This window comes from Halorubrum aethiopicum, assembly GCF_001542905.1.
GTDB classification, from domain to species: Archaea; Halobacteriota; Halobacteria; order Halobacteriales; family Haloferacaceae; genus Halorubrum; species Halorubrum aethiopicum.
The window spans coordinates 1,077,594-1,097,759 of sequence record NZ_LOAJ01000001.1 but is presented as its reverse complement, the minus strand read 5'-3'; the positions used below and the strand labels follow the sequence as shown (position 1 = coordinate 1,097,759).

Sequence of the window (20,166 nt, the reverse complement as noted above, 5' to 3'; positions counted from 1 at the left end):
CTTGGGGTGAGCCGTTCCGGCCGGCGGCGAGCTACGGTCCCGCGACCACGACCGCGACCCCGTAGATCGCCAGCGCGCCGAGGCCGCCGGCGGCCAGCGACGTGAGGTTCAGGCGAACCGCACGCCGCCGGTCGGCCGCGAGCGCCTCCGGATCGTCGATCCGTTCCGTTCCCTCGCCCACGTCGAAGACCCCGATCCCGGCGAAGCCGACGCAGAACCGCTCGCGGTGCTGGAGGTACCCCATCGCCGTCCCGTACAGCGGGAAGACGACGAGGAGGAGCGTCCAGCGCGGCCAGCCCACGGCGACGGCCGCGACGACGTACGTGACCGCGGCCAGAAGCGAGACGACGCCGAGCAGGAGCCGTCGCCGCCGCTGGGTCGGCCCGATGTTACAGACCCCGGGTTGATACTCCATGTCGGATCGTCGGTCGCCGCGAGCAAAAGGGCGTCGCGACCGGGCGGGGGCGGTCGGCCGCGCCGACTCGAGCGCGCGGTAGCAACCCTGAAGGGTGATCCCGTCGATCGACGGACGTGAAACGGATCCAGCTCGGGAACACCGTCTTCGAGGGGGAAAACGACGCCTACCTGATCGAGGCGGACCGGACCACGCTCGTCGACACCGCCGTCGCGACCCCGGACGTACGCGCGGATCTGCGGGAGGGGCTCTCGGAGTACGGCGTCGAGTTCGCCGACGTCGACGCGGTGGTGTTGACGCACTGGCACCCCGACCACGCCGGGCTGGCCGGCGAGATCCAGGCGGAAAGCGGCGCGGCGGTGTACGTCCACGACGCGGACGCGCCGCTCGTCGACGGCCGGGAGCGCCCGTTCGCGAGGGACCCGGCGGTCCAGCGCGAGACGTTCGAGCGGTGGGGGATGCCCGCGGAGGCGCGAGAGCGCTTGACCGCGTTCTTCGAGCGCGCGGGAACGGACATCTACGGCCGCGAGGCCGACGTGACGCCGATCACGGACGGCGAGACGATCGACCTCGGCGGGGTGGCGCTGGAGACGGTCCACCTTCCCGGTCACACGGCGGGCCTTTGTGCGTTCGCGTTCGACCCGCGGACGGTTCCGGGACACGACCCCGTTCGGGGAAGCGACGGGGGGGCCGGATCGGGCGACGAGGGGGACGGCGCGAACCCCCCGGCGGAGGCGTTCACCGGCGACGCGCTGCTCCCGCGGTACACCCCGAACGTCGGCGGGGCGGACGTCCGCGTCGAGGAGCCGCTCGCCGCCTACGCCGACAGCCTCGTCCGGATGATCGAGCGCGACTGGGACGCCGCCCATCCGGGCCACCGCGAGCGGATCGACGAGCCGAGCCGGCGGGCCGCGGAGATCCTCGATCACCACCGCGACCGCACCCGGCGGGTGATCGGCGTCGTGGCGTCCGGACCGGCCACCGCCTGGGAGGTGTCGGCGGCACTGTTCGGCGACCTCGAGGGGATCCACACGCTTCACGGTCCGGGCGAGGCGTTCGCGCACCTCGACCACCTCGAGCGCGCCGGCGTCCTCGAGCGCGACGGGACCGCCTACCGCCTCGTCGATCCGGACCCGGACGTGGACGATCTGTTCCCGACGGCGACGCTCGACGCGGCGGGCCGATAGTTCGGTCACGTCGGAGGTCCGTCCGAGCGCTCCGAGCGCGACGACGAACGCGGCGGGGGCCGCCGTCGTCGAACGCGCCGCCGTCGCCGGAAAGCTATTCCCGCGCGAGCGCGCATGGTCCGTCGTGAAGCGGGAGACCCTCTCGACCGCCCTCCTCGCTCTCCTCGCGGTCGTCGCCCTCGGCGTCGCGGCCGCGACGCTCGACTCCGCGGTCGCCATCGACGGGGGCGGCGGGTTCAGCGGCGGCGTCGAGAGCGGTGCCGGGCCGACCGAGGAGTCCGGCGAGATCAGCCCCTCGGAGTCGCCTGGCGGCGCGACGACGCTGGCGCTGCCGCCGATCTGTTACCCCGTCCTGCGGCGGCCGCCGGCGCTGTTGCTCCTCGCGGCGGGCCTGCTCGCGATCGGCGCGTTCGCCTACCACGACACCGGATCGCGGTTCGCCGCGGCCGTCGTCGCGGGCACGGTCGGGTTCCCCGTCGGCGTGGTGTGGTACGGACTCGCGAGCTGTCGCGACCCCGAGACGGCCGGCGATCTCGACCTCGGGCTCGCGGGCGAGGAGGAGGGGCTGCTCCCGGCGGGCGGCGGTGGAGGAGCCGGGCTCAGCGGGGGCTCCGGAAGCGTCTCGACGCCCGAGGCGGTCTTTCTCGTCGTGATCGTGGGATCGATCCTCGTCAGCCTCCTCGTGTTGGTGACGGCCGCCGGAGACGACGACGACGCCGGGAGCGGCGGGCGCGCGGAGCCCGAGCCGGAGCCGACGGAGCCGGACCTCGCCGAGGTCGCGCGGACCGCGGGCACGGCGGCCGCCCGGATCGAGGGCGACGCCGGCGACAACGGGGTGTACCGCGCGTGGCGCGAGATGACCGAGGCGCTCGAGATCGATCGCCCCGCCTCCGCGACGCCGGCGGAGTTCGCGGCCGCCGCGGTCGAGGCCGGCGTCGACGAGGAGCCCGTCTCGGAGCTCACCGAGGTCTTCGAGCGGGTGCGGTACGGCGGCGCGGCCCCGACCGACGACCGGGAGCGGCGGGCCGCGGCCGCACTCCGCCGGATCGAGGCCGAACACGGGGGTGACGAGTAGTGCGCCCGCTCGCGGCCGTCGGGATCGCGGCGGTCGTCGCGGGCTTCCTCGTCGCCGTGGACCGGGGGCTCGCCGGGGCGCTCGACCTCTCGTTCGTCGTCGTCACGCTGATCGGGATCCTCGGCGTCCTCCAGGGCGTCCGGTACGCGAGCGCGCGGCGGGGTCGCGAGCGGCGGTCGACCGACCTCGGCGAGCCCGAGCGGCGGGAGCGGGCCGCGGTCCCCGGAAGCGACTTCGACGCCGCGGTCTCGCGCGCCGCGTCGGCCCGGCGACGGCGAGGGCGCACCGCCCGCGACGACGTGCGGTCGCGGGTGCGGGAGGCGGCGGTCCGGGCGGTCGCGCGGCGGCGGAACTGCTCGCGCGAGCGGGCCGCGGAGCTCGTCGACGACGGGACGTGGACCGACGACCGAACCGCCGCGGCCTTCCTCTCGCGGTCGACCGCGTACCCGGTCCGCGACCAGGTCCGGGGGAGCCTGCCCGGCCGGTCGACGTTCCGGATCGGGACGACCGCCGCCGTCGACGCCCTCGAGCGGACGTCGGTCGAGATCGACGGCGCGGAGGCTCCGGAGGCGCTCGACGGCGACGGACACCCCCGGACGACGGTCGAGGAGGGGAGCCGATGACGGCCGCCGAACGGGAGCGGGCCGACCCGACGGCGACCGGCCCGGTCGACGGCGGAACGGACTCGGACGACTGCGGAACGGACCCGGACGACGACGAGGGGACGACTGACGACGAGGAGATGACCGGCGACGAATCGACGGCGGTCGGCGGTCGCTCGAGCCGCGAGGCGGACCGCGACGACCGCCCGACCGACCGCCGGGCGCTTCGCCCGTTCGACACGGGGCGATGGGTGGGAGTCACCGGCGTCGCGCTCACTCTGGTCGGGTTCGGCGTCGCACTCAGGCAGCCGGCGATGGTCGTCGTCGGGGCGGCGGCGGTCGGGTACGGGCTGTACGCGCGCCTCGGCGAGGCGGGCGAGGCGGAACTCGCGCTCGACCGCGAGGTGAGCGACCGGACCCCGGACCCGGGCGACGAGGTGACCGTCACGGTCCGCGCGCGAAACGCCGGGGACGCGCCGTGTCTCGACCTCCGCATCGTCGACGGGGTGCCGCCCGGCCTCGAGGTGGTCGACGGGCCCGCGCGGGTCGCCACCGCGCTCCGTCCGGGCGCGAGCGTGACGTTCTCGTACGTCGTCCGGGCGAGCCGCGGGGACCACGAGTGGGGGACGGCGCGGGCGGTGGTCCGCAACGCCGCCGGCTCGCGCGAGCGCCTGACGGAGCTCGAGACGCCGACCCGGCTGACGTGTACGCCGGAGCTGGCGGCGGGAGCCGACCTCCCGCTGCGGGGACTCACGACCGTCTCGCACGGTCGGGTCCCGACCGACGTGGGGGGGTCCGGCGTCGAGTTCCACGCCACCCGCGAGTACCGGCGGGGCGACCCGCTCAAGCGGATCGACTGGAACCGGCGGGCGCGGACCGGGGAGCTGGCGACGCTGGAGCTCCGCGAGGAGCGCGCCGCGACGGTCGTCCTGCTCGTCGACGCCCGCGAGGAGGCGTACGTCGCGGCGCGGCCGGACGCCGACACCGCGGTGGAGGCGAGCGTCGAGGCCGCGGGGGCCGTCTTCACCGCGCTGCTCGCCGGCGGCGACCGGGTCGGGATCGCGACGATGGGGCCGCGGGACTGCTGGCTGCCGCCGGGCGCGGGGACCGACCACGAGGTCCGGGGACGCGAGACGCTGGCGACGGACCCGGCGCTCGCGCCGACGCCCGCCGAGGACCGGTTCTACCGCACCCTCTGGCGTCGCCGGTTCCGCCGGCGGCTTCCGGGCGACGCCCAGGTGCTGTTCTTCACGCCGCTCGCCGACGACGTTCCCGTCGACACCGCGCGGCGGCTCGACGCGTACGGCCACCTCGTCACGGTCCTCTCGCCGGACCCGACCGCGTCGCCGTCGGGGTCGACGACGCCCGGCCGGAGGCTCGCCGCGATCGAGCGGCGCGAGCGGATCCGGACGCTCCGGGGCGCGGGGATCCGGGTCGTCGAGTGGGGCGACCGGTCCTTCCCGGCCGCGGTCGCGAGCGCGAGCGGGCGGTGGTCGCGGTGAGCGCGGACCGCGGCCGCGGAGCGGGTTCGGGCGGGACCCGCGGCTCGGGTGCGGGCCGAGGGGGCGAACCGGACGCGGAGGGGAGCCGCGAGCGCGACTCGCGCCCCCCGATCCTCGCGGTCGTCGTGAGCCTCGTCGCCGCGGCGGTCGCGACGCTCGCCGCGCTCGTCGCCGATCCGACGGGCGGAGCGGTCGTCGGGGCGTCGATCGTCGCGTTCGCGGGCGGGTCGCTCCTCGGGTCCGCGCGCGTCCTGTCGTGGGGGCGGCCGCGGGGATCGGCGGGATCGCGCTCGCCGCGGGGTTCGGCGGGGGCGCGGAGCCGCTGCTCGTCGCCGGCGTCGCGCTCGCGGTCGCGTGGGACGTCGCCGACCACGGGCTCTCGCTCGGCCGCCAGGTCGGCCGAGGGGCCCGGAGCCGCCGGAACGTGGCCGTCCACGCCGGGACGAGCCTGCTCGCGGGGACGATCTCGGCCGGCGTCGTCTACGGGACGTACGTGACCGCGGCCGGCGGCCAGCCGATCGCCGCGCTCGCGCTGCTGTGTTTCGGCGGGGTCGTGTTGGCGTCGGCGTTCCGGTGAGGACTCCGCCGGGTCGGGATCGGCGTCGCTTTTGTACCCGGCGGTCGACGGACGGACATGGACACCGACGCGACCGCGCCGACGGGGTGGTCGGCGTGACGGACCTCGTGACGTTCGGCGAGACCATGCTCCGGCTCTCGCCGCCGCGGGGCGAGCGGCTGGAGCGGACCCGCGATCTCGACGTCCAGGCCGGCGGCGCGGAGAGCAACGTCGCGGTCGGCGCGGCCCGGCTCGGCGCGGACGCGGTCTGGTTCTCGAAGCTCCCCGACTCGCCGCTCGGCCGCCGGATCGTGAGCGAGCTCCGGAGCCACGGCGTCCGGACGGGCGTGGCGTGGGACGATGCCGACTCGAGCCGCGTCGGCACCTACTACCTCGAGCACGGCGGCGAGCCGCGGGGGACGAACGTGATCTACGACCGCGCGGACGCCGCGGTCACGACCGTCGAGCCGTCCGAACTGCCGACGGGCGCGCTGGAGTCGGCCGCGTACTTCCACACCACCGGGATCACTCCGGCCCTCTCGGAGACGACGCGGGAGACGACGCGGACGCTGTTGCGAACGGCGGGCGAGGCGGACGTGACCCGGACGTTCGACCTGAACTACCGGGCGAAGCTGTGGGACCCGGCGACCGCGCGGGAGACCTACGAGGCGCTGTTCGCGGACGTCGACGTGCTGTTCGTGCCGCGGCGGGACGCCCGCGAGGTGCTCGACCGCGAGGGCGACGCGGTCGAGATCGCCCACGGCCTCGCCTCCGAGCACGGCTTCGAGTCCGTGATCGTCACCCGCGGGAGCGGCGGGGCGATCGCGCTCCGCGACGGCTCGGTCCACGAGCAGGGCGTCTTCGAGGCGGAGACGTTCGATGCGATCGGCACCGGCGACGCGTTCGTCGCGGGCTACCTCGCCGAGCGGATCGACGGCGGCGACGTGCCCGCCGCCCTCGAGCGCGCGGCCGCGACCGCGGCTCTCAAACGCACCGTCGGCGGCGACATCGCGGTCGTGACGCCCGAGGAGGTCGACCGCGTCATCGACGGTGGAGCCGGGATCGACCGGTAGCGTCAGCCGATCGTCCGGTCGTCGGATCGCCCGGTCGTTCGATCGCTCGGTCTCCCGGTCGCCCGGTTCTCGCGTCCGCGAACCACGGGAAAACGATTAAGAGACGCTGCCGCGAGGGACGTACGTGATCGGATCGACACGTCGGCGAGCGGTTTCGAACGATGGGGCCTGAGCGTCGAATCCTCCACGTCGGCCCCGTGGCCGACGCGCCGTGGAGCGACCTTCCCGAGGGAACGCGAACTGCGGCGGCGCTTCCGGAGACGCCCGCCACCGGGAGCACGGACGCCGTCGTCGTCCGCCTCGACGGGGGCGGCGGTGACGAGAGCGACGGCACCGAGGGCGACGGAAACGGCACCGAGGACGACGAATCCGACGCCGACGGCACCGAGAACGACGAACCCGACGCCGACGGCACCGAGACCCTCCTCGATCGGGTCCGCGACCGCTTCCCGGCAGCGCCCGTCCTCGCGTACACCGTCGAGGACGACGTCGACGCCGCGATCGCCGCGGGACGCCGGGAGGCCGAGTACGTCTCCGGTCGCCGGCTCGCGGCCGACGGCGAGACGCTCGCGGACCGGGTGGGACTCGCGGTCGACGGGGGCGGGAACGACGAGTTCCTCGAGCGGTTCCTCCGGATCACGGCCGACCGCTCGGCGGACGTCGAAACGAAGGTGGACCGCCTCCTGAACCTCGGCCGCGAGCGGCTCGACCTGACGATCGGGTTCACCTCCCGGATCGACGACGGCGAGTTCGAGCTGACCCGGCAGCTGGGTGCCGACGAGCTGTTGCGGTCGTTCATCGAGGCGGGGTCCGTGGACCCCGACGGCACCCTCCCGCTCGAGACGACGTACTGTCGCCGCACGGTCGAGGACGGCGGCGTCACGGCGTTCTCGGACGCCGACGAGGCGGGCTTGGAGGACGACCCGGCCCACGAGCTGTTCGGGCTCGAGACGTACATCGGCGGCCGGGTGGTCGTGAACGGCGAGGTGCTCGGAACCCTCTGTTTCGCCGACGAGAGGCCGCGGGACCGACCGTTCGACGACGACGAGCGGCTGTTCGTCGAGCTGCTGGCCGAGTGGCTGGGCCAGGAGTTCGAACGCCGACGGGCCCGCGAGGACCGCGAGGCGGCGACCGAGCGCCTGGAGAACACCCTCGAACGGATCGACGACGCCTTCTTCGCGGTCGACGACGAGTGGCGGTTCACCTACGTCAACGGGAAGGCCGCGGCGCTGCTCGAACGCGACGCCGACGACCTCGTCGGCAGCGACGTCTGGTCGGAGTTCCCGGAGGCGCTCGGCCAGCGGTACGAGTCCGCCTACCGCGAGGCCATGGAGACGCAGCGGTCGGTCTCCTTCGAGGACCACTACGAGCCGCTGGATCTGTGGACGAAGGTCCGAGCGTACCCCTCGGAGGAGGGGCTCTCCGTCTTCTTCGCCGACGTGACCGACCGGAAGCGACGCGAGGAGCGACTCGAGCGGCTCCTCGGGACGGCCGAGGGACTCCAGCGCGCGGCGTCCACGGAGGAGATCGCGGAGCGCCTCGTCGACGCCGCCGAAGAGGTGCTCGGCTACGGGATAAACGGCGTCAGGCTGTACGACGCCGCCGCCGACGCGCTCGAGGTGGTCGCGTTGAGCGACGGGGCCGAAGCGCGGCTCGGGGTGCGGTCCGCGAGGGAGACCGGCGACGGCGTCATCGGCGAGGCGTTCGAGACGGGCGAGCCCGTGATCGCTCGGGACGTCTCGTCGCGCGACGACGGGCGGGACTACGGCGGCGTGCGCTCCGCGATCGCCGTTCCGCTCGGGGAACACGGCGTGTTCGCCGTCGCGGCGACGGAACCGGACGCGTTCGACGAGTCGGACGTCTCGATCGTCAAGCTGCTGGCGACGAACGCGGCGGCCGCCTTCGATCGGGTCGAGAGACAACGGCGGCTGCGGACCTACGAGCTGGCGCTGGAGAACGTCGACGACATGGTGTGCGTGCTCGACGCGGACGGGACGCTCACGTATGCGACGCCCCCGTTCGCCGCGTGGCTGGGCGTCGACCGCGAGGCGCTCGTCGGCCGGCCGCTCCCGGCGCACTTCGACGAGCCGGACGCCGGCGGGATCGAGGACGCGATCGGCTCCGTCGCGAACGGGGATGCCGGCGAAGGGTCGAGCGGGGGCGGCGCGACGACGGTAGACGTGCGGATCGAGGACCGCGTCGCGGAGGGCGGGGCGGGCGACCGGGGCAGGGCGGGGGACGGGAGCGGGACGGGCGACGGAGCCGGGATGGGCGAGGGGGACGCGGGCCCCCGTCGGGGCGAGCTCCGCCTCTCCGGGCTCGGCGACGAGTCCACGGGCGTCGTCGGGTCGCTCGTCGACACGACCGACCTCTACCGCGCCCGAAGCGAGCTCTCGTCGGAACGCGACCGGTTCAACCGGCTGTTCGAGCGGCTCCCCGACCCGGCGATAGAGGTGATCCACCGCGCGAACGACACGGTCATCCGGGCGATCAACCCCGCGTTCGCCTCCCGGTTCGGCTACGAGGAGTCGGGGATCCGGGGGCGGTCGGTGGCCGAGCTCGACCTCCGGTACGACACGCTCGACGACGAGGGGGAGACCGCGGAGGAGTCGCTCGACCGCCGCGTCCGCGAGGAGGGGTTCGTCACCGACGAGGTCCGCCGACGGACCGTCGACGGCCCCCGCGAGTTCCTCTTTCGCGGGTTCACCTACGAGGCGTCCGACGAGATCCACGCGTTCGGCATCTACACGGACATCACGGAGCGGAAACACCGCGAGCGCTACCTCACCGTCGTCAACCGGATCCTCAGACACAACCTCCGGAACGAGCTGAACGTCGTCTTCGGGTTCGCGAGCGAGATCAAGCGGCTCGCGGGCGACGACCGGGTGGTCGACTACGCCGAGCGGATCGAGACGACCGCGAAGCGGCTCACCAGCCTCGGCGACGGCGCGCGGGAGATCAAACGCGTCGTCGACGAGGGGCTCGAGGGCGAACCCGGACGCGTCGCGGTCGCGTCGGTCGCGGAGCGCGTCGCCGACCGCTGGAGGGAGGAGCGGCCGGACGCCCGCATCGAGACGGAGGTGCCGGCGTCGGTCGAGATCCGCGCCGACGACAGGTTCGAGCGGGTGCTCGATCACCTCGTCGAGAACGCGATCGTCCACGGGGATTCAGCGTCGCCGCGGGTGCGGATCGGGGCGGAGCGCGACCCCGACGGCGGGGGGTCACGGTGACCGTCGCCGACGACGGCCCCGGGATCGCCGAGGGGATCCGCGAGGTCGTCTCCGGCGACGCGCCGGTGACCCAGCTCCGGCACAACTCCGGGCTCGGGCTGTGGATCGTCGCCTGGGTGGTCGAGGCGTACGGCGGGAGCGTCCGGTTCGACGCCGGGATCGACGGGGAGGGAACGACGGTCCGGCTCCGCCTCCCGACCGCCGACGGATTCGAGTGAGGCGACATCCGCGTCGGCGCGCCGACGAACGGTCCCCGGCCGTCTCCGGCGTTCCGACCGGTTTATACGCCCTCCGCGTGCCGGATCGGACATGACCGACGACGACCGACGGGACGAGCTGATCGCGGCGCTGCGCGCGGCCGACGCGGTTCGGTTCGGCGAGTTCGAGCTCTCACACGGCGGCACGAGCGACTACTACGTCGACAAGTACCTCTTCGAGACCGACCCCGAGTGTCTGGGCCGCATCGCCGACGCGTTCGCCGACCGGCTGGCGGAGACGGACGCGAAGCTGGCCGGCGTCGCCCTCGGCGCGGTCCCGCTCGTGGCGGTGACCGCCGAGAAGCTCGGCCGCCCGTACGTCATCGCGCGCAAGCAGGCCAAGGAGTACGGCACCGGGAACCGGATCGAGGGGCGACTCGAGGACGGCGAGGAGGTCGTCGTCCTGGAGGACATCGCGACGACCGGGCGGTCGGCCGTCGACGCGGTCGAGGCGCTCCGGGAGGCGGGCGCGACCGTCGAGCGCGTCCTCGTCGTCGTCGACCGCGAGGAGGGCGCCGCGGAGCTGCTCGCCGACCACGACGTGGAACTCGAGGCGCTGTTGACGGCCTCGGAGCTGCTCGCCGACCGGGACGCCTGAACCCGGCTTACTTCGTCGATCGCGTCGTAGAGAGCGTCACGCCGTCGATTCCGGCGACTCCACCGTCGGCACCGCGACCCGGTCGAGCGCGTCGGCGATCACGTCGGCCTTCGCCACGTCGTTGACGGTCGCGTCCGGCGTCAACACGAGCCGGTGTGCGAGCGTCGGCTCCGCGACGCGTTTCACGTCGTCCGGGGTGAGGAAGTCGCGACCGGCGACGGTGGCGCTGGCGCGGGCGGCCTCGAAGAGCCGCTGGGTCCCGCGCGGGGAGACGCCGACCTCGACCCGGCGGTCCTCGCGGGTCCGGTGGACGATGGAGGCCATGTACGCGAGGAGATCGTCGTCGACGCGGACCGTCTCGGGGACCGTCCGGAGGTCGGCCACGTCCGCGGGGTCGAGCACGCGCTCGACCGTCGGGCTCCGGTCGGTGCGGCCGGCGCGCCGGCGGAGGATCTCGGCCTCGCCGGCCTCGTCGGGGTAGCCGAGCGACGTCTTGATCATGAACCGGTCGAGCTGCGCCTCGGGCAGCGGGAACGCCCCCTCGCTCTCGACCGGGTTCTGGGTCGCGATGACGTAGAAGGGGTCGGGGAGGTCGTGGGTCTCGCCGTCGGCGGTGACCTGGCCCTCCTCCATCGCCTCCAGGAGGGCGGCCTGCGTCTTCGGCGGGGCGCGGTTGATCTCGTCGGCGAGCACGACGTTCGCGAATATCGGCCCCGGCGAGAAGGTGAAGGAGCCGTCCCGCTCGTCGAAGACGTTCGTGCCGGTCACGTCGGAGGGGAGCAGGTCCGGCGTGAACTGGATCCGCGAGAACTCCAGGCCGAGCGCGGTCGCGAACGACCGCGCCGAGAGGGTCTTTCCGGTTCCGGGCACGTCCTCTAAGAGGACGTGGCCGCGGGCGATGATGCCGAGCGTGACCCGCTCGAGGAACTCGCGGTCGGCGACGACCGCGGATCCGATCTCGTCTATCACCCGCGAGCAGGCCTCGGCCGCGTCGGGGACGTCCATACGAGCGTCAACGGCGGAGACGGCAAAAGGGTTGTCGCGGGCGGCGGGTTCGGGGACGGGAGGACGGACCGACCGCGATCGAAACCCATAACATCGGAAGCGCCGAACCGGGAGACGAGCCGAGGTAGCCTAGCCTGGCCAAGGCGGTAGATTCGAAATCTACTGTCCATTCGGACACCGGAGTTCAAATCTCCGCCTCGGCGCTTTCTCGCGACCCTCGAACCGATAGCCACGCGGTCGAGAGGAGACGCGTGCGAGAGCGACCGTGTCCGGCTCCAGTCGGCGAAAGAGGGATACGGCCGGGACGTGACCGGACCGTATGTCCGACGGAACGCTGTACGACCGCCTCGGCGGCGAACCGGCCGTCGGGGCGGTCGTCAGCGAGTTCTACGACCGCGTGCTCGCGGACGAGCGAGTGAGTCACCACTTCGACGACGTCGACATGGCCGACCAGCGGTCACACCAGACGAAGTTCCTCTCCGCGGTCACCGGCGGCCCGATGCGGTACGAGGGCGAGGAGATGGACGTCGCCCACGAGGGGCTCGCGATCACCGACGCCGAGTTCGACGCGGTCGCGGAACACCTCGACGACGCGCTCCGGGAGTTCGACGTGGACGACGCCGACCGCGGGGCGGTGATCGAGGCGGTCGAGGAGTATCGCGACGCGACCGTCGAGGAGGCGTAGCGGGCCGGATCGGACCGGCCCGGACCCGGCCTCTCGGACTCAGAGCGGGCTCTCGAGGGACGCCTGCTCGGGGTCGGCGTCGCCGCGGAGCCGCCGCCGGCGCTTGTCGTAGGCCGCCTCGAGCTTGGCGTTCGTCGCCCGCGAGAGCAGATAGAGGTCCGCGTCCCCGTCGTCTCGGGGATGGGCGGCGGCGACCCAGACGTGGCCGTCGCCCGCCGAGAGGTCGTCCGCCCACCGCTCCGCGGCCTCGCGGCTCTCGAAGGCGTGCCGGGGGCCGTCCTCGAAGACGATCCGGCCGACCTTCGCGTTGCGCTTGCGGGCGGAGGGTTTGACCGCGACGACGACGCTCACGACCGGTACTGGGGGCTCATCGATTAAAAACCCCGTCAGACGGGGGGCGGCCCGAGGAAACCGAGCGCCCGCGGGTTCGGCGGATCGAAAGGAATCACACCCCCGGCCGCCCTAGCGGCTCGTATGAGCGATCCGGACTGGTACGAGGACGCGACCGTCTACTCGTTCGACGTGAAGACGTTCGACGACGGCGACGGGGACGGGTGGGGGGACTTCCGGGGGGCGATCGACCGGCTGCCGTACCTCGAGGAGCTCGGCGTCGACGCCGTCTGGATCCGCCCGTTCTACCCGAGTCCGCTCCGGGACAACGGGTACGACGTCGCCGACTACTACGGCGTCGACGAGCGGCTCGGGACGCTCGCGGACTTCCGCGAGTTCGCCGATCGGGCGCACGACCGCGGGATCCGCGTGATCACCGACCTCGTCTTCAACCACACCTCGATCGACCACGAGTGGTTCCGGCGGGCCCGCGAGGACCCCGACTCCGAGTACCACGACTACTACCTGTGGACGAGCCACCTCGAGGACGCCCACCACCGCGGCAACATCTTCCCGGAGTACGAGGACGGCGTCTGGTCGTACGACGAGCTCGCGGGGAAACACTACTTCCACCAGTTCTACTCCCACCAGCCCGACCTCAACGTGGCGAACCCCGCGGTCCGCGAGGAGCTGTACGACGTGCTCCGCTTCTGGCTCGACCAGGGCGCGGACGGGTTCCGGATCGACGCCGCCCACCCGATGCTCATGCCGAAGGGGCACAACGCGACGACGCTCGAGGACACCGAGCTCGACGAGCCGATCGACCTCTTCAAGCGCATGCGCGAGGTCGTCGAGGCCGAGCAATCCGACGCCGTCCTGTTGGCGGAGGCCGACGACGAGCCGGAACACCTCGACTACTACTTCGGCGACGGCGAGGCGTTCCACCTCCAGTTCAACTTCGTGATGAACGCGCACCTCACGTACGCGGTCGGCGTGCGCGACGCGTGGCCGCTCTACCGGGCCCACGAGATCCTGCCCGAGATCGAGGGGGTCGGCACGTGGGTGAACTTCCTGCGGAACCACGACGAGTGGAACCTGCTGAAGCTGCCCGAGGAGGCGTTCGAGCACGCCCGCGAGTACTTCGGCGACGACGCGGGCGACTCGTGGATCTTCGAGCGGGGCCACAGGCTCCGGCTCGCGGACCTGTACGACGGCGACCGCGACCGGATCGCGCTGGCGCACGCCCTGCTGTTCGCGCTGCCGGGATCGGTCGCGCTCCAGTCGGGCGACGAGATCGGCATGGGCGCGGACCTCTCGCTGCCCGAGCGCGAGGCGGTCCGCACGCCGATGCAGTGGGACGACTCGGCGAACGGCGGCTTCTCGACGGCCGACCCCGACGACTGTTACAACCCCGTCGTCGACGAGGGCGAGTACGCGTACGACCGGGTGAACGTCGCCGCCCAGCGCGACGACCCCGACTCGCTGCTCTCGCGGGTTCGCGAGCTCTCGCGCGCCCGCGACCGCTGCCCCGAGATCGCCCGCGGCGACTTCGGGATCGTCGACGCGGAGCCGAAGGAGGTGTGGGCTCACCGCTTCGACCGCGAGGGGACGGTCCTGCTGTGCGCGCACAACTTCGCCGCAGAGCCCCGCGACGCCGTCTTCGGGTTCGACGTCGACCCCGACGCGGCCGAGCGCGTCGTCGGCGAGGGCGACTACCGGGTCGCGGACGGCGGCATCACGGTCGAGTTGGGGCCGCACGAGTACGTCTGGCTGCGCGGCGAGAAGCGGTAAAGGGGCAGTATGAGAAGGTACCGGGGGCGAGAGCAACGGACCACGTTATACGTCCCCTGGAATCACGGTGGATCACTCAGTACAGATGAAGAAACGAGCGATCGCGGTGGCGCGCCGGTGAGCGGGCCGAAGGCCCGCGAACCGCCCGCGAGGGACGCGGTGAGCGCTCGGAGAGCGCGAACCGCGAGGCTGGGGAGGTATGAGGTGCGGGGCTGTGCGGGGTGGGACTCAAAGGGGCAGCCGTCTCCGGGAAGACGGCTGGGGCTTTGAAAGAGTTCACCGCCCCGGCAACGATCTCTTTTTCGTCACCTCGATCACCGATGAAATACCCGTTCTATAAGCACTTCGACCCTAGTGGATGATCCACTGAACGGCCTTCCGGAACGAACGTCTCGTGAACCGATCCGCGAGATCCGCGGAAATCGGTCGGTTCGTCGCGAACGAAGGAGCGCTCGCCTCCCCGATCAGGCCGTCTCCATCTCGCGTTCGAGCTCGCGGAGCCGGTCGATCCGCTTCTCGGTCGGCGGGTGCGTGGAGGCGATCCGGCTGAGGAAGCCGGCGCTGATCGGGATGATGAAGAAGGCGTTCATCTCGGCGCTGCCGTCGCGGAGGTCCTGATCCGGAACCCGATCCATCCGGCCGTCGATGCTCACGAGCGCGGACGCCAGCGCGCCGGGCTTGCCGGTGATGACCGCCGCGCCGCGGTCGGCGGTGTACTCGCGGTACCGGGAGAGCGCGCGGATGAGCAGGAACGAGACGATCCAGACGACGATCGACACCGCGATGGCGACGATCACGGGCGCGCCGCCCTGCCGGTTGTTCCCGCCGAAGAGCCACCCCCAGCGCACGATGAAGAAGGCGATGGTCGAGAGGAACGACGCGATGGTCATCACCATCACGTCGCGGTTCTTGACGTGCGCGAGCTCGTGAGCGAGCACGCCGTCGAGCTCGTCGTCGTCGAGGGTGCGGAGCAGGCCGGTCGTCACGGCGACGGTCGCGTTCTTCTTGTTCCGGCCGGTCGCGAACGCGTTCGGGACGTTCGTGTCGGCGACCGCCACCGTCGGCTTCGGGAGGTCCGCCTGCTGGGAGAGGCGCTCGATCCGACGGTGAAGCTCCGGGTACTCGTCGGCGCTCACCTCGCGCGCGCCCATCCCCCGGAGCGCGAGCTTGTCGCTGAAGAAGAACTGGGCGATCGCGAACCCGCCGAGCATGATCATCGGGAACAGGAAGTCCCCGAAGTACACGGTCAACACCCCGACGAACACGACGTAGAGGGCGAAAAGCAGGAACATGGTGAACGCCATGCGCCCACGCAGTCCCCAGTCGGTGTCCCACTGCATGCCCGGAGATAACCGCTCGGCGCGGTAAAACCTACCGGAGGCGGGCGATCCGCGGGGAGTCCCGACGCGCGCGTCCCGAACACCGTCGTCCTTTAGTCCGGCTCGGCCGAGCCTCGGGCATGGCAACGGTCCTGGTCACGGGCGGGCTCGGGGCGTCGGGGCGGTGGGTGGTCGACCGGCTCGCGGACGAGCACGCGGTCGTCGTCGTCGACCGCGAGCATCCGGGGCTCGGCGTCGACCCGGCCCCGAACGTCTCGTTCCGCGCGGCCGACCTCGCCGAGCGCGGGGAGGCGCTCGACGTCGTGGGCGCGGTCGACCCCGATGCAGTAATCCACTGGGCGGCGATCCCGGTCGCCGGCACCCACCCCGAGGGGCGCGTCTTCGAGACGAACGCGCTCGCCGCCCACAACGTCCTGACGGCCGCGGGACGCGCCGACGCCCCGGTCGTCCAGGCGTCGAGCGACGGCGCGTACGGCTTCTTCTTCGCCGACCCCACGCCGCTGCCGGACGAACTGCCGGTGACCGAGGCGCACCCGCTGCGACCCGAGGACCCCTACGGGCTCTCGAAGGTGGCCGCGGAGGAGACGGCGGCCGCGGTCGCCCGGCGGGACGGGGTCCCGGCGGTCTCGGTCCGCCCGTCGTGGATCCAGTACCCCGGCGCGTACGCCTGCCGGGAGGCGGAGTACGTGGAGGAGCTCGCGGCCGGCGCGGGCAACTTCTGGTCGTACGTCGACGCCCGCGACGTCGCCGACCTCGTCGCCGTCGCGGTCGACGACCTCCTCGGCGACGACCCCGCCGTGGATCCGGGACGCCACGAGGCGGTCAACTGCGTCGCCGCCGACAACGCGCTCGGCCGCCCCCTGCTCGACCTCCTCCGCGAGAGGTACGGCGGCGTCCCCGACGAGTGCGCGGTCGCCGAGGGCGACGACCGGGGCGCGTACGCGGTCGCGAAGGCCGAGGCGCTGTTCGGCTGGGAGCCGGATCACTCCTGGCGGGAGGCGGCGGAGGCGGACGTGGCGGAGCCGACGCTGTTCGACGCGTAGGCCGGGAGCGACCTCGAGCCGACCCGTCAGATCGAGAGGATCGCGTTCACGAGCGTCCGGGTCGCGATCGCGGTCGCCGCACCGAGCCACGTCAACAGTACGAAGTGGATGTAGCCGTTCGCGGGGTTGCCGCCGTCGATCTTGCGGATCATCTGCGAGGAGAGCGCGGCGTTGAAGAGGACGACCGTGAGGAGCAGGTACTCGATGAGCGGGATGTCGTACGCGCCGGGGTAGACGATCTGGCCGATGTCCATCTGGTCGATCCCGAAGTCCGCGGTCAGGTCCGCGAGGATGGCGACGATCTCCAGCCCGATGAAGAAGGCGAACGTCGCCGCCGCCGTGATCCCGTACAGGAGTCCGATGAACGTCACCGCCGACTGTCGGCGCTGCTCGCGGAGCTGGTTGACGGCGTTCATGTTCGCCGAGATCAGCTCGCCGAGCAGCTTCGGGTCCCCGCCCATCCGTCGGCCGACGAGGTACATCTCGGAGAACTTCTGGATGAGGTACGACCGCGTGTCACGCGAGAAGGCGCGCCAGGCCCCCTCGGTGCTGATCCGCATGTTGAGCCGGCGGTACAGCCGGGTGATGGACGGCGAGAGCGCGCCGAAGTCCTTGTCGCGGAGCGTGGTCAACACGTCGGAGGTCGTCGACTGCTTCGCGCTCTCGGTCGCGCCGAGCGCCCGGACGAACGAGGGGAACTCCGCGTCGCGGGCGGTGATGGCCCGCTCCTCGGTCCGGAGGATCACGCCGGTCAGGAAAAGCGGGGTGATCGGGACCGCGACGTACAGCGGGAGCCGCACGTCGTCGAGGAAGAAGAGGAGGCCGGGAAGTCCCGGGCCGTAGCCGAACATCCCGGCGGCGGTGAAGCCGATGAGCAGAAACGAGAGCCCGGCTCCGATCCCCAGCGACGCCCACAGCTTCAGGTCGCCGGGCGCGCGCTCCTCGGGGTGGTACCAGATCGGGTCGTACGGCGAGGTCGCCCGGATCATCGCGTAGAAGCCGAGTTGGACGAAGACGAAGAGGACGATGACGGCCGCGACCGTCGCCGTCGGGTCGTTGCCCGTCAGGATCGGGAGCACGATGGCGAACACCAACGCGAACGTCATCGAGAGGATCATCGACATGTACAGGTCCTTCATCACCTCCAGGTTCGACAGCGACGACTCGTAGAGCGTCTCGTACTTCGCGAGCATGACGTCCTGTTCGGAGACGAGGAAGTCCTCGAGCGACTGGCCGGCCCCGAGAGTGTAGCCGAGCCGGTCGAAGAAGTCGGCCATCGCGTCGGAGGGGACCTCCTTGGCGCGGCGGCGACACGCGTCGTCGAGGCTCTGGTTCCAGGTGTCGACGAGGTGGACGACGCGGGCGATCTCCTCGGCCGCGACCCCGTACTCCTCCTCGCGCGCCAGCGTGCGGAACACCTCCATGCGGTCGATGTTCGTCGTCGACAGCACCGTCATGTGGGTCATCACGAGGTGGAGCTGGTTGTCGATCCGGTTCTCGACGCCGCTGAGGTAGATCTTCGGGTAGACGACCGCCGACACGAGCGTGAGCGCGCCGAACATGGGGATCGGCACCCGGGCGGCGACGGGAAGGGGGAGGACGAACGCCCCGACCACGGTGGCGGCGAAGACGACGACCGCTGGGACGAGCACGTACCCGACGTACTGTCGCTTGGAGATGTCGAGCTTCTCGTAGGAGTCGAGCACCTCCTCCGTGAGCCGCATCGCTGTCGCGAGCCCGTCTCCCGCCGCCTTCACGTTCATCGACTCACCTGGTCCATACGCGTGAACTCACCTGACGTTCCGGTGCATCTCGAAGGGGAGCCCCTCGACGCCGTCGCGCTGGAAGGCGTCTATCGCCCCGTTGACCTCGTGGTAGCCCAAGATCCCCTCCTGGATCATCCGCTCTATCAGCTCCGCGCGGAACTCGAGGTCGTCGTAGATGTCGCGGGTGTCCGCGTACCCCAGGAGCGTCGCGATCTGCTCTTCTAACACGTAGGAGTTGTTCATCCCCTGGAAGACGATCTCGTCCTCAACGGGGTCCCAGCTGAACACCTCGCGGGTGACGACCCCCTCCATCTCCTTCGAGTACCCCTCGATCTCCTGGACGCTCGTCACCCGCCGGAGCACGTCGTCGCCCTGTTTCACCCGGTTCTGGAACAGCGCCACGTCGGCGTTGTCCATGAACGTCTCCGGGACGTTGATCGGCTCGGAGGTGAACCGCTGGATCATCGAGACGATGTCCGAGGCGTGGAACGTCAACATCACCGGGTGGCCCGTCTGGGCCGCCTGGAACGCCATGCGACCCTCCGCGCCCCGGACCTCGCCCACGATGATGTAGTCGGGACGAGACCGCAGCGCGGCGGCGACGAGGTCGAACATGTCGACATCGGAGGATCCCTCGCCGCCGCCCTCGCGGGTCAACAGCTGCTGCCAGGTGTTGTGCGGCGGGACGACCTCCGCGGTGTCCTCGGCGGTGTATATCTTCGAGTCCTGCGGGATGTACGAGAGGATGGCGTTCAGCGTCGTCGTCTTCCCGGACGCGGTCTCCCCGACGACGAAGACGGTCTGTTCGTTCTCCAGACAGAGCCAGAGGTACGCCGCGAGCTGCGGCGAGAGCGTCCCCCAGTTGGTGATCTGGTTGACCGACAGCGGAACGTCCTCGCCCTGCCGGATCGTGAGCGAGGAGCCCTTGAGCGAGACGTCGTCGGAGTAGATGATGTTGATACGCGAGCCGTCCGGCAGCGTCGAGTCGACGATGGGGTCGGAGTCGGAGAGCGGGTCGCCGATCCGCTCGCCCATGTTGCGAAGCCAGTTGTCGAACTCCTGGGGCGTCCCGAAGTCGACGGTGGTCTCGAGCATGCCGAACGTGCCGTGATCGACGTGACACTCGTGGGGGCCGATCACGTGGATGTCCTCGTTCGCCGGGTCGCGCATCACGGGTTCGAGCGGGCCGAGCCCCACGATGTCGCGGTTGAGCCGGTACCGGATGCTCTCGTAGGTCTCCTCGGTGACCGACAGCTTCCCGACGTTGAGGAGCTTCGAGACGGTCGACTTCCAGCCCGTCCGACCGTTCTGGATGTAGGTGACGTCCTCCAGCAGCTCCTCGATGAGGTCGTCGTACTCGGCCTCGGAGGCCGGCGCGGTGTGGTCGCCGCTTGCGGCGAGCAGTTTGTTCTTCACCCGGTCGAGGACGGTTGCCTGCGGCCCGGACATCTCCGGCTCGATGGCGTAGTACTTCGTCTCCTGGCCGAGGTCGCCGTACACGTGACAGTAGATCGGCCCGCCCACGGGGTAGAGCACGTTCGGCCGGTTCGACTCGTACTCGCTTTTCGGCTCCTCGATGAAGAGGGGGAACTCCCCGGTGATCTGTTTGAACTCCTTGAGGTGTTCCCGGAGGTGCGGCCGGCGCATGGCGGCCTTCCGGAGCTCGTCGGACGGTTTCGCGGTGCCGTGTTCGGTCATCGTTCGTGTCTCG

The 20,166-nt window shown here is 71.7% G+C and carries 18 protein-coding genes and 1 tRNA gene; 13 read left to right on the top strand and 6 right to left on the bottom strand.

All coding sequences use genetic code 11. From position 1 onward, the window contains the following. Positions 1-31: 31 nt before the first annotated feature. Complete coding sequence (locus tag AXA68_RS05340) at positions 32-415, bottom strand: hypothetical protein (protein ID WP_066413811.1); 384 nt, start codon at positions 413-415, stop codon at positions 32-34. 116 nt (positions 416-531) lie between these two features. Here AXA68_RS05340 and AXA68_RS05335 point away from each other — a divergent pair, with 116 nt between their 5' ends. The 9 genes from AXA68_RS05335 to pyrE all read left to right on the top strand — a co-directional run bounded on the left by AXA68_RS05335 (position 532) and on the right by pyrE (position 10,495). Next, positions 532-1,602, top strand: a complete 1,071-nt coding sequence (locus AXA68_RS05335; RefSeq protein ID WP_066413809.1) for an MBL fold metallo-hydrolase — start codon at positions 532-534, stop codon at positions 1,600-1,602. Positions 1,603-1,726: 124 nt separating this feature from the next. Continuing rightward, positions 1,727-2,677 carry a DUF4129 domain-containing protein gene (locus tag AXA68_RS05330; RefSeq protein ID WP_066413807.1) on the top strand — a complete coding sequence of 317 codons (951 nt, stop codon included), beginning with the start codon at positions 1,727-1,729 and terminating at the stop codon, positions 2,675-2,677. Continuing rightward, on the top strand, positions 2,677-3,300 hold the full coding sequence (locus tag AXA68_RS05325; protein ID WP_066413804.1) for a DUF7269 family protein: 624 nt from the start codon (positions 2,677-2,679) through the stop codon (positions 3,298-3,300). Before AXA68_RS05330 ends, AXA68_RS05325 begins: the two co-directional genes overlap by 1 nt. Beyond that, a complete protein-coding gene (locus tag AXA68_RS05320; RefSeq protein WP_080505157.1) occupies positions 3,297-4,781 on the top strand; it encodes a DUF58 domain-containing protein in 1,485 nt (494 codons plus the stop codon). Before AXA68_RS05325 ends, AXA68_RS05320 begins: the two co-directional genes overlap by 4 nt. A 256-nt stretch (positions 4,782-5,037) precedes the next feature. Continuing rightward, entirely contained in the window at positions 5,038-5,358 is a 321-nt protein-coding gene (locus AXA68_RS17510) for a DUF7519 family protein (protein ID WP_321164563.1), read from the top strand. An 86-nt stretch (positions 5,359-5,444) separates the two neighbouring features. Further along, positions 5,445-6,410, top strand: coding sequence for a bifunctional 2-dehydro-3-deoxygluconokinase/2-dehydro-3-deoxygalactonokinase (kdgK1, locus tag AXA68_RS05310; RefSeq protein WP_198530019.1), 966 nt, complete (start codon positions 5,445-5,447; stop codon positions 6,408-6,410). A 161-nt stretch (positions 6,411-6,571) separates the two neighbouring features. Next, entirely contained in the window at positions 6,572-9,640 is a 3,069-nt protein-coding gene (locus AXA68_RS05305) for a PAS domain-containing protein (RefSeq protein WP_232745052.1), read from the top strand. After that, positions 9,637-9,858: an ATP-binding protein gene (locus AXA68_RS17240; RefSeq protein ID WP_232745051.1), complete on the top strand. Its 222-nt coding sequence runs from the start codon at positions 9,637-9,639 to the stop codon at positions 9,856-9,858. The genes AXA68_RS05305 and AXA68_RS17240 overlap by 4 nt, the downstream gene beginning before the upstream one ends. Before the next feature lie 91 nt (positions 9,859-9,949). Continuing rightward, on the top strand, positions 9,950-10,495 hold the full coding sequence (gene pyrE / locus AXA68_RS05300; protein ID WP_066413802.1) for an orotate phosphoribosyltransferase: 546 nt from the start codon (positions 9,950-9,952) through the stop codon (positions 10,493-10,495). A 36-nt stretch (positions 10,496-10,531) separates the two neighbouring features. Here pyrE and AXA68_RS05295 read toward each other — a convergent pair whose 3' ends face one another. Then, entirely contained in the window at positions 10,532-11,500 is a 969-nt protein-coding gene (locus AXA68_RS05295) for an AAA family ATPase (protein WP_066413800.1), read from the bottom strand. 118 nt (positions 11,501-11,618) lie between these two features. On the opposite strand from AXA68_RS05295, the gene AXA68_RS05290 reads away from it, so the two are divergent. Next, a tRNA-Ser gene (locus AXA68_RS05290) sits at positions 11,619-11,703 on the top strand. 116 nt (positions 11,704-11,819) lie between these two features. Beyond that, positions 11,820-12,185, top strand: coding sequence for a group I truncated hemoglobin (locus tag AXA68_RS05285; protein ID WP_066413793.1), 366 nt, complete (start codon positions 11,820-11,822; stop codon positions 12,183-12,185). Positions 12,186-12,224: 39 nt separating this feature from the next. On the opposite strand, the gene AXA68_RS05280 is transcribed toward AXA68_RS05285, so the two are convergent. Further along, positions 12,225-12,536, bottom strand: coding sequence for a hypothetical protein (locus tag AXA68_RS05280; protein ID WP_066413790.1), 312 nt, complete (start codon positions 12,534-12,536; stop codon positions 12,225-12,227). A gap of 123 nt (positions 12,537-12,659) precedes the next feature. On the opposite strand from AXA68_RS05280, the gene AXA68_RS05275 reads away from it, so the two are divergent. Beyond that, complete coding sequence (locus tag AXA68_RS05275; RefSeq protein ID WP_066413787.1) at positions 12,660-14,306, top strand: alpha-amylase family protein; 1,647 nt, start codon at positions 12,660-12,662, stop codon at positions 14,304-14,306. Positions 14,307-14,770: 464 nt separating this feature from the next. Here the strand turns inward: AXA68_RS05275 and htpX are convergent, their stop codons facing one another. Then, the gene (htpX, locus tag AXA68_RS05270) at positions 14,771-15,646 is read right to left on the bottom strand and encodes a zinc metalloprotease HtpX (RefSeq protein WP_066413785.1); all 876 of its coding nucleotides are present in this window, start codon (positions 15,644-15,646) and stop codon (positions 14,771-14,773) included. Positions 15,647-15,765: 119 nt separating this feature from the next. On the opposite strand from htpX, the gene AXA68_RS05265 reads away from it, so the two are divergent. Then, positions 15,766-16,689: an NAD-dependent epimerase/dehydratase family protein gene (locus AXA68_RS05265; RefSeq protein WP_066413780.1), complete on the top strand. Its 924-nt coding sequence runs from the start codon at positions 15,766-15,768 to the stop codon at positions 16,687-16,689. Between the two features lie 26 nt (positions 16,690-16,715). Here AXA68_RS05265 and flaJ read toward each other — a convergent pair whose 3' ends face one another. Both flaJ and AXA68_RS05255 read right to left on the bottom strand, forming a co-directional pair. Beyond that, positions 16,716-18,452, bottom strand: a complete 1,737-nt coding sequence (gene flaJ / locus AXA68_RS05260; protein WP_066413778.1) for an archaellar assembly protein FlaJ — start codon at positions 18,450-18,452, stop codon at positions 16,716-16,718. A gap of 27 nt (positions 18,453-18,479) precedes the next feature. Then, the gene (locus AXA68_RS05255; protein ID WP_066413775.1) at positions 18,480-20,153 is read right to left on the bottom strand and encodes a type II/IV secretion system ATPase subunit; all 1,674 of its coding nucleotides are present in this window, start codon (positions 20,151-20,153) and stop codon (positions 18,480-18,482) included. Between the last annotated feature and the right edge of the window lie 13 nt (positions 20,154-20,166).

Bases quoted from the DNA above. Each gene is read 5' to 3' on its own strand.
- AXA68_RS05340 (WP_066413811.1), bottom strand. From the start codon at position 415: ATGGAGTATCAACCCGGGGTCTGTAACATCGGGCCGACCCAGCGGCGG.
- AXA68_RS05320 (WP_080505157.1), top strand. From the start codon at position 3,297: ATGACGGCCGCCGAACGGGAGCGGGCCGACCCGACGGCGACCGGCCCG.
- AXA68_RS05305 (WP_232745052.1), top strand. From the start codon at position 6,572: ATGGGGCCTGAGCGTCGAATCCTCCACGTCGGCCCCGTGGCCGACGCG.
- pyrE (WP_066413802.1), top strand. From the start codon at position 9,950: ATGACCGACGACGACCGACGGGACGAGCTGATCGCGGCGCTGCGCGCG.
- AXA68_RS05295 (WP_066413800.1), bottom strand. From the start codon at position 11,500: ATGGACGTCCCCGACGCGGCCGAGGCCTGCTCGCGGGTGATAGACGAG.
- AXA68_RS05285 (WP_066413793.1), top strand. From the start codon at position 11,820: ATGTCCGACGGAACGCTGTACGACCGCCTCGGCGGCGAACCGGCCGTC.
- AXA68_RS05275 (WP_066413787.1), top strand. From the start codon at position 12,660: ATGAGCGATCCGGACTGGTACGAGGACGCGACCGTCTACTCGTTCGAC.
- htpX (WP_066413785.1), bottom strand. From the start codon at position 15,646: ATGCAGTGGGACACCGACTGGGGACTGCGTGGGCGCATGGCGTTCACC.
- AXA68_RS05265 (WP_066413780.1), top strand. From the start codon at position 15,766: ATGGCAACGGTCCTGGTCACGGGCGGGCTCGGGGCGTCGGGGCGGTGG.
- flaJ (WP_066413778.1), bottom strand. From the start codon at position 18,452: ATGAACGTGAAGGCGGCGGGAGACGGGCTCGCGACAGCGATGCGGCTC.
- AXA68_RS05255 (WP_066413775.1), bottom strand. From the start codon at position 20,153: ATGACCGAACACGGCACCGCGAAACCGTCCGACGAGCTCCGGAAGGCC.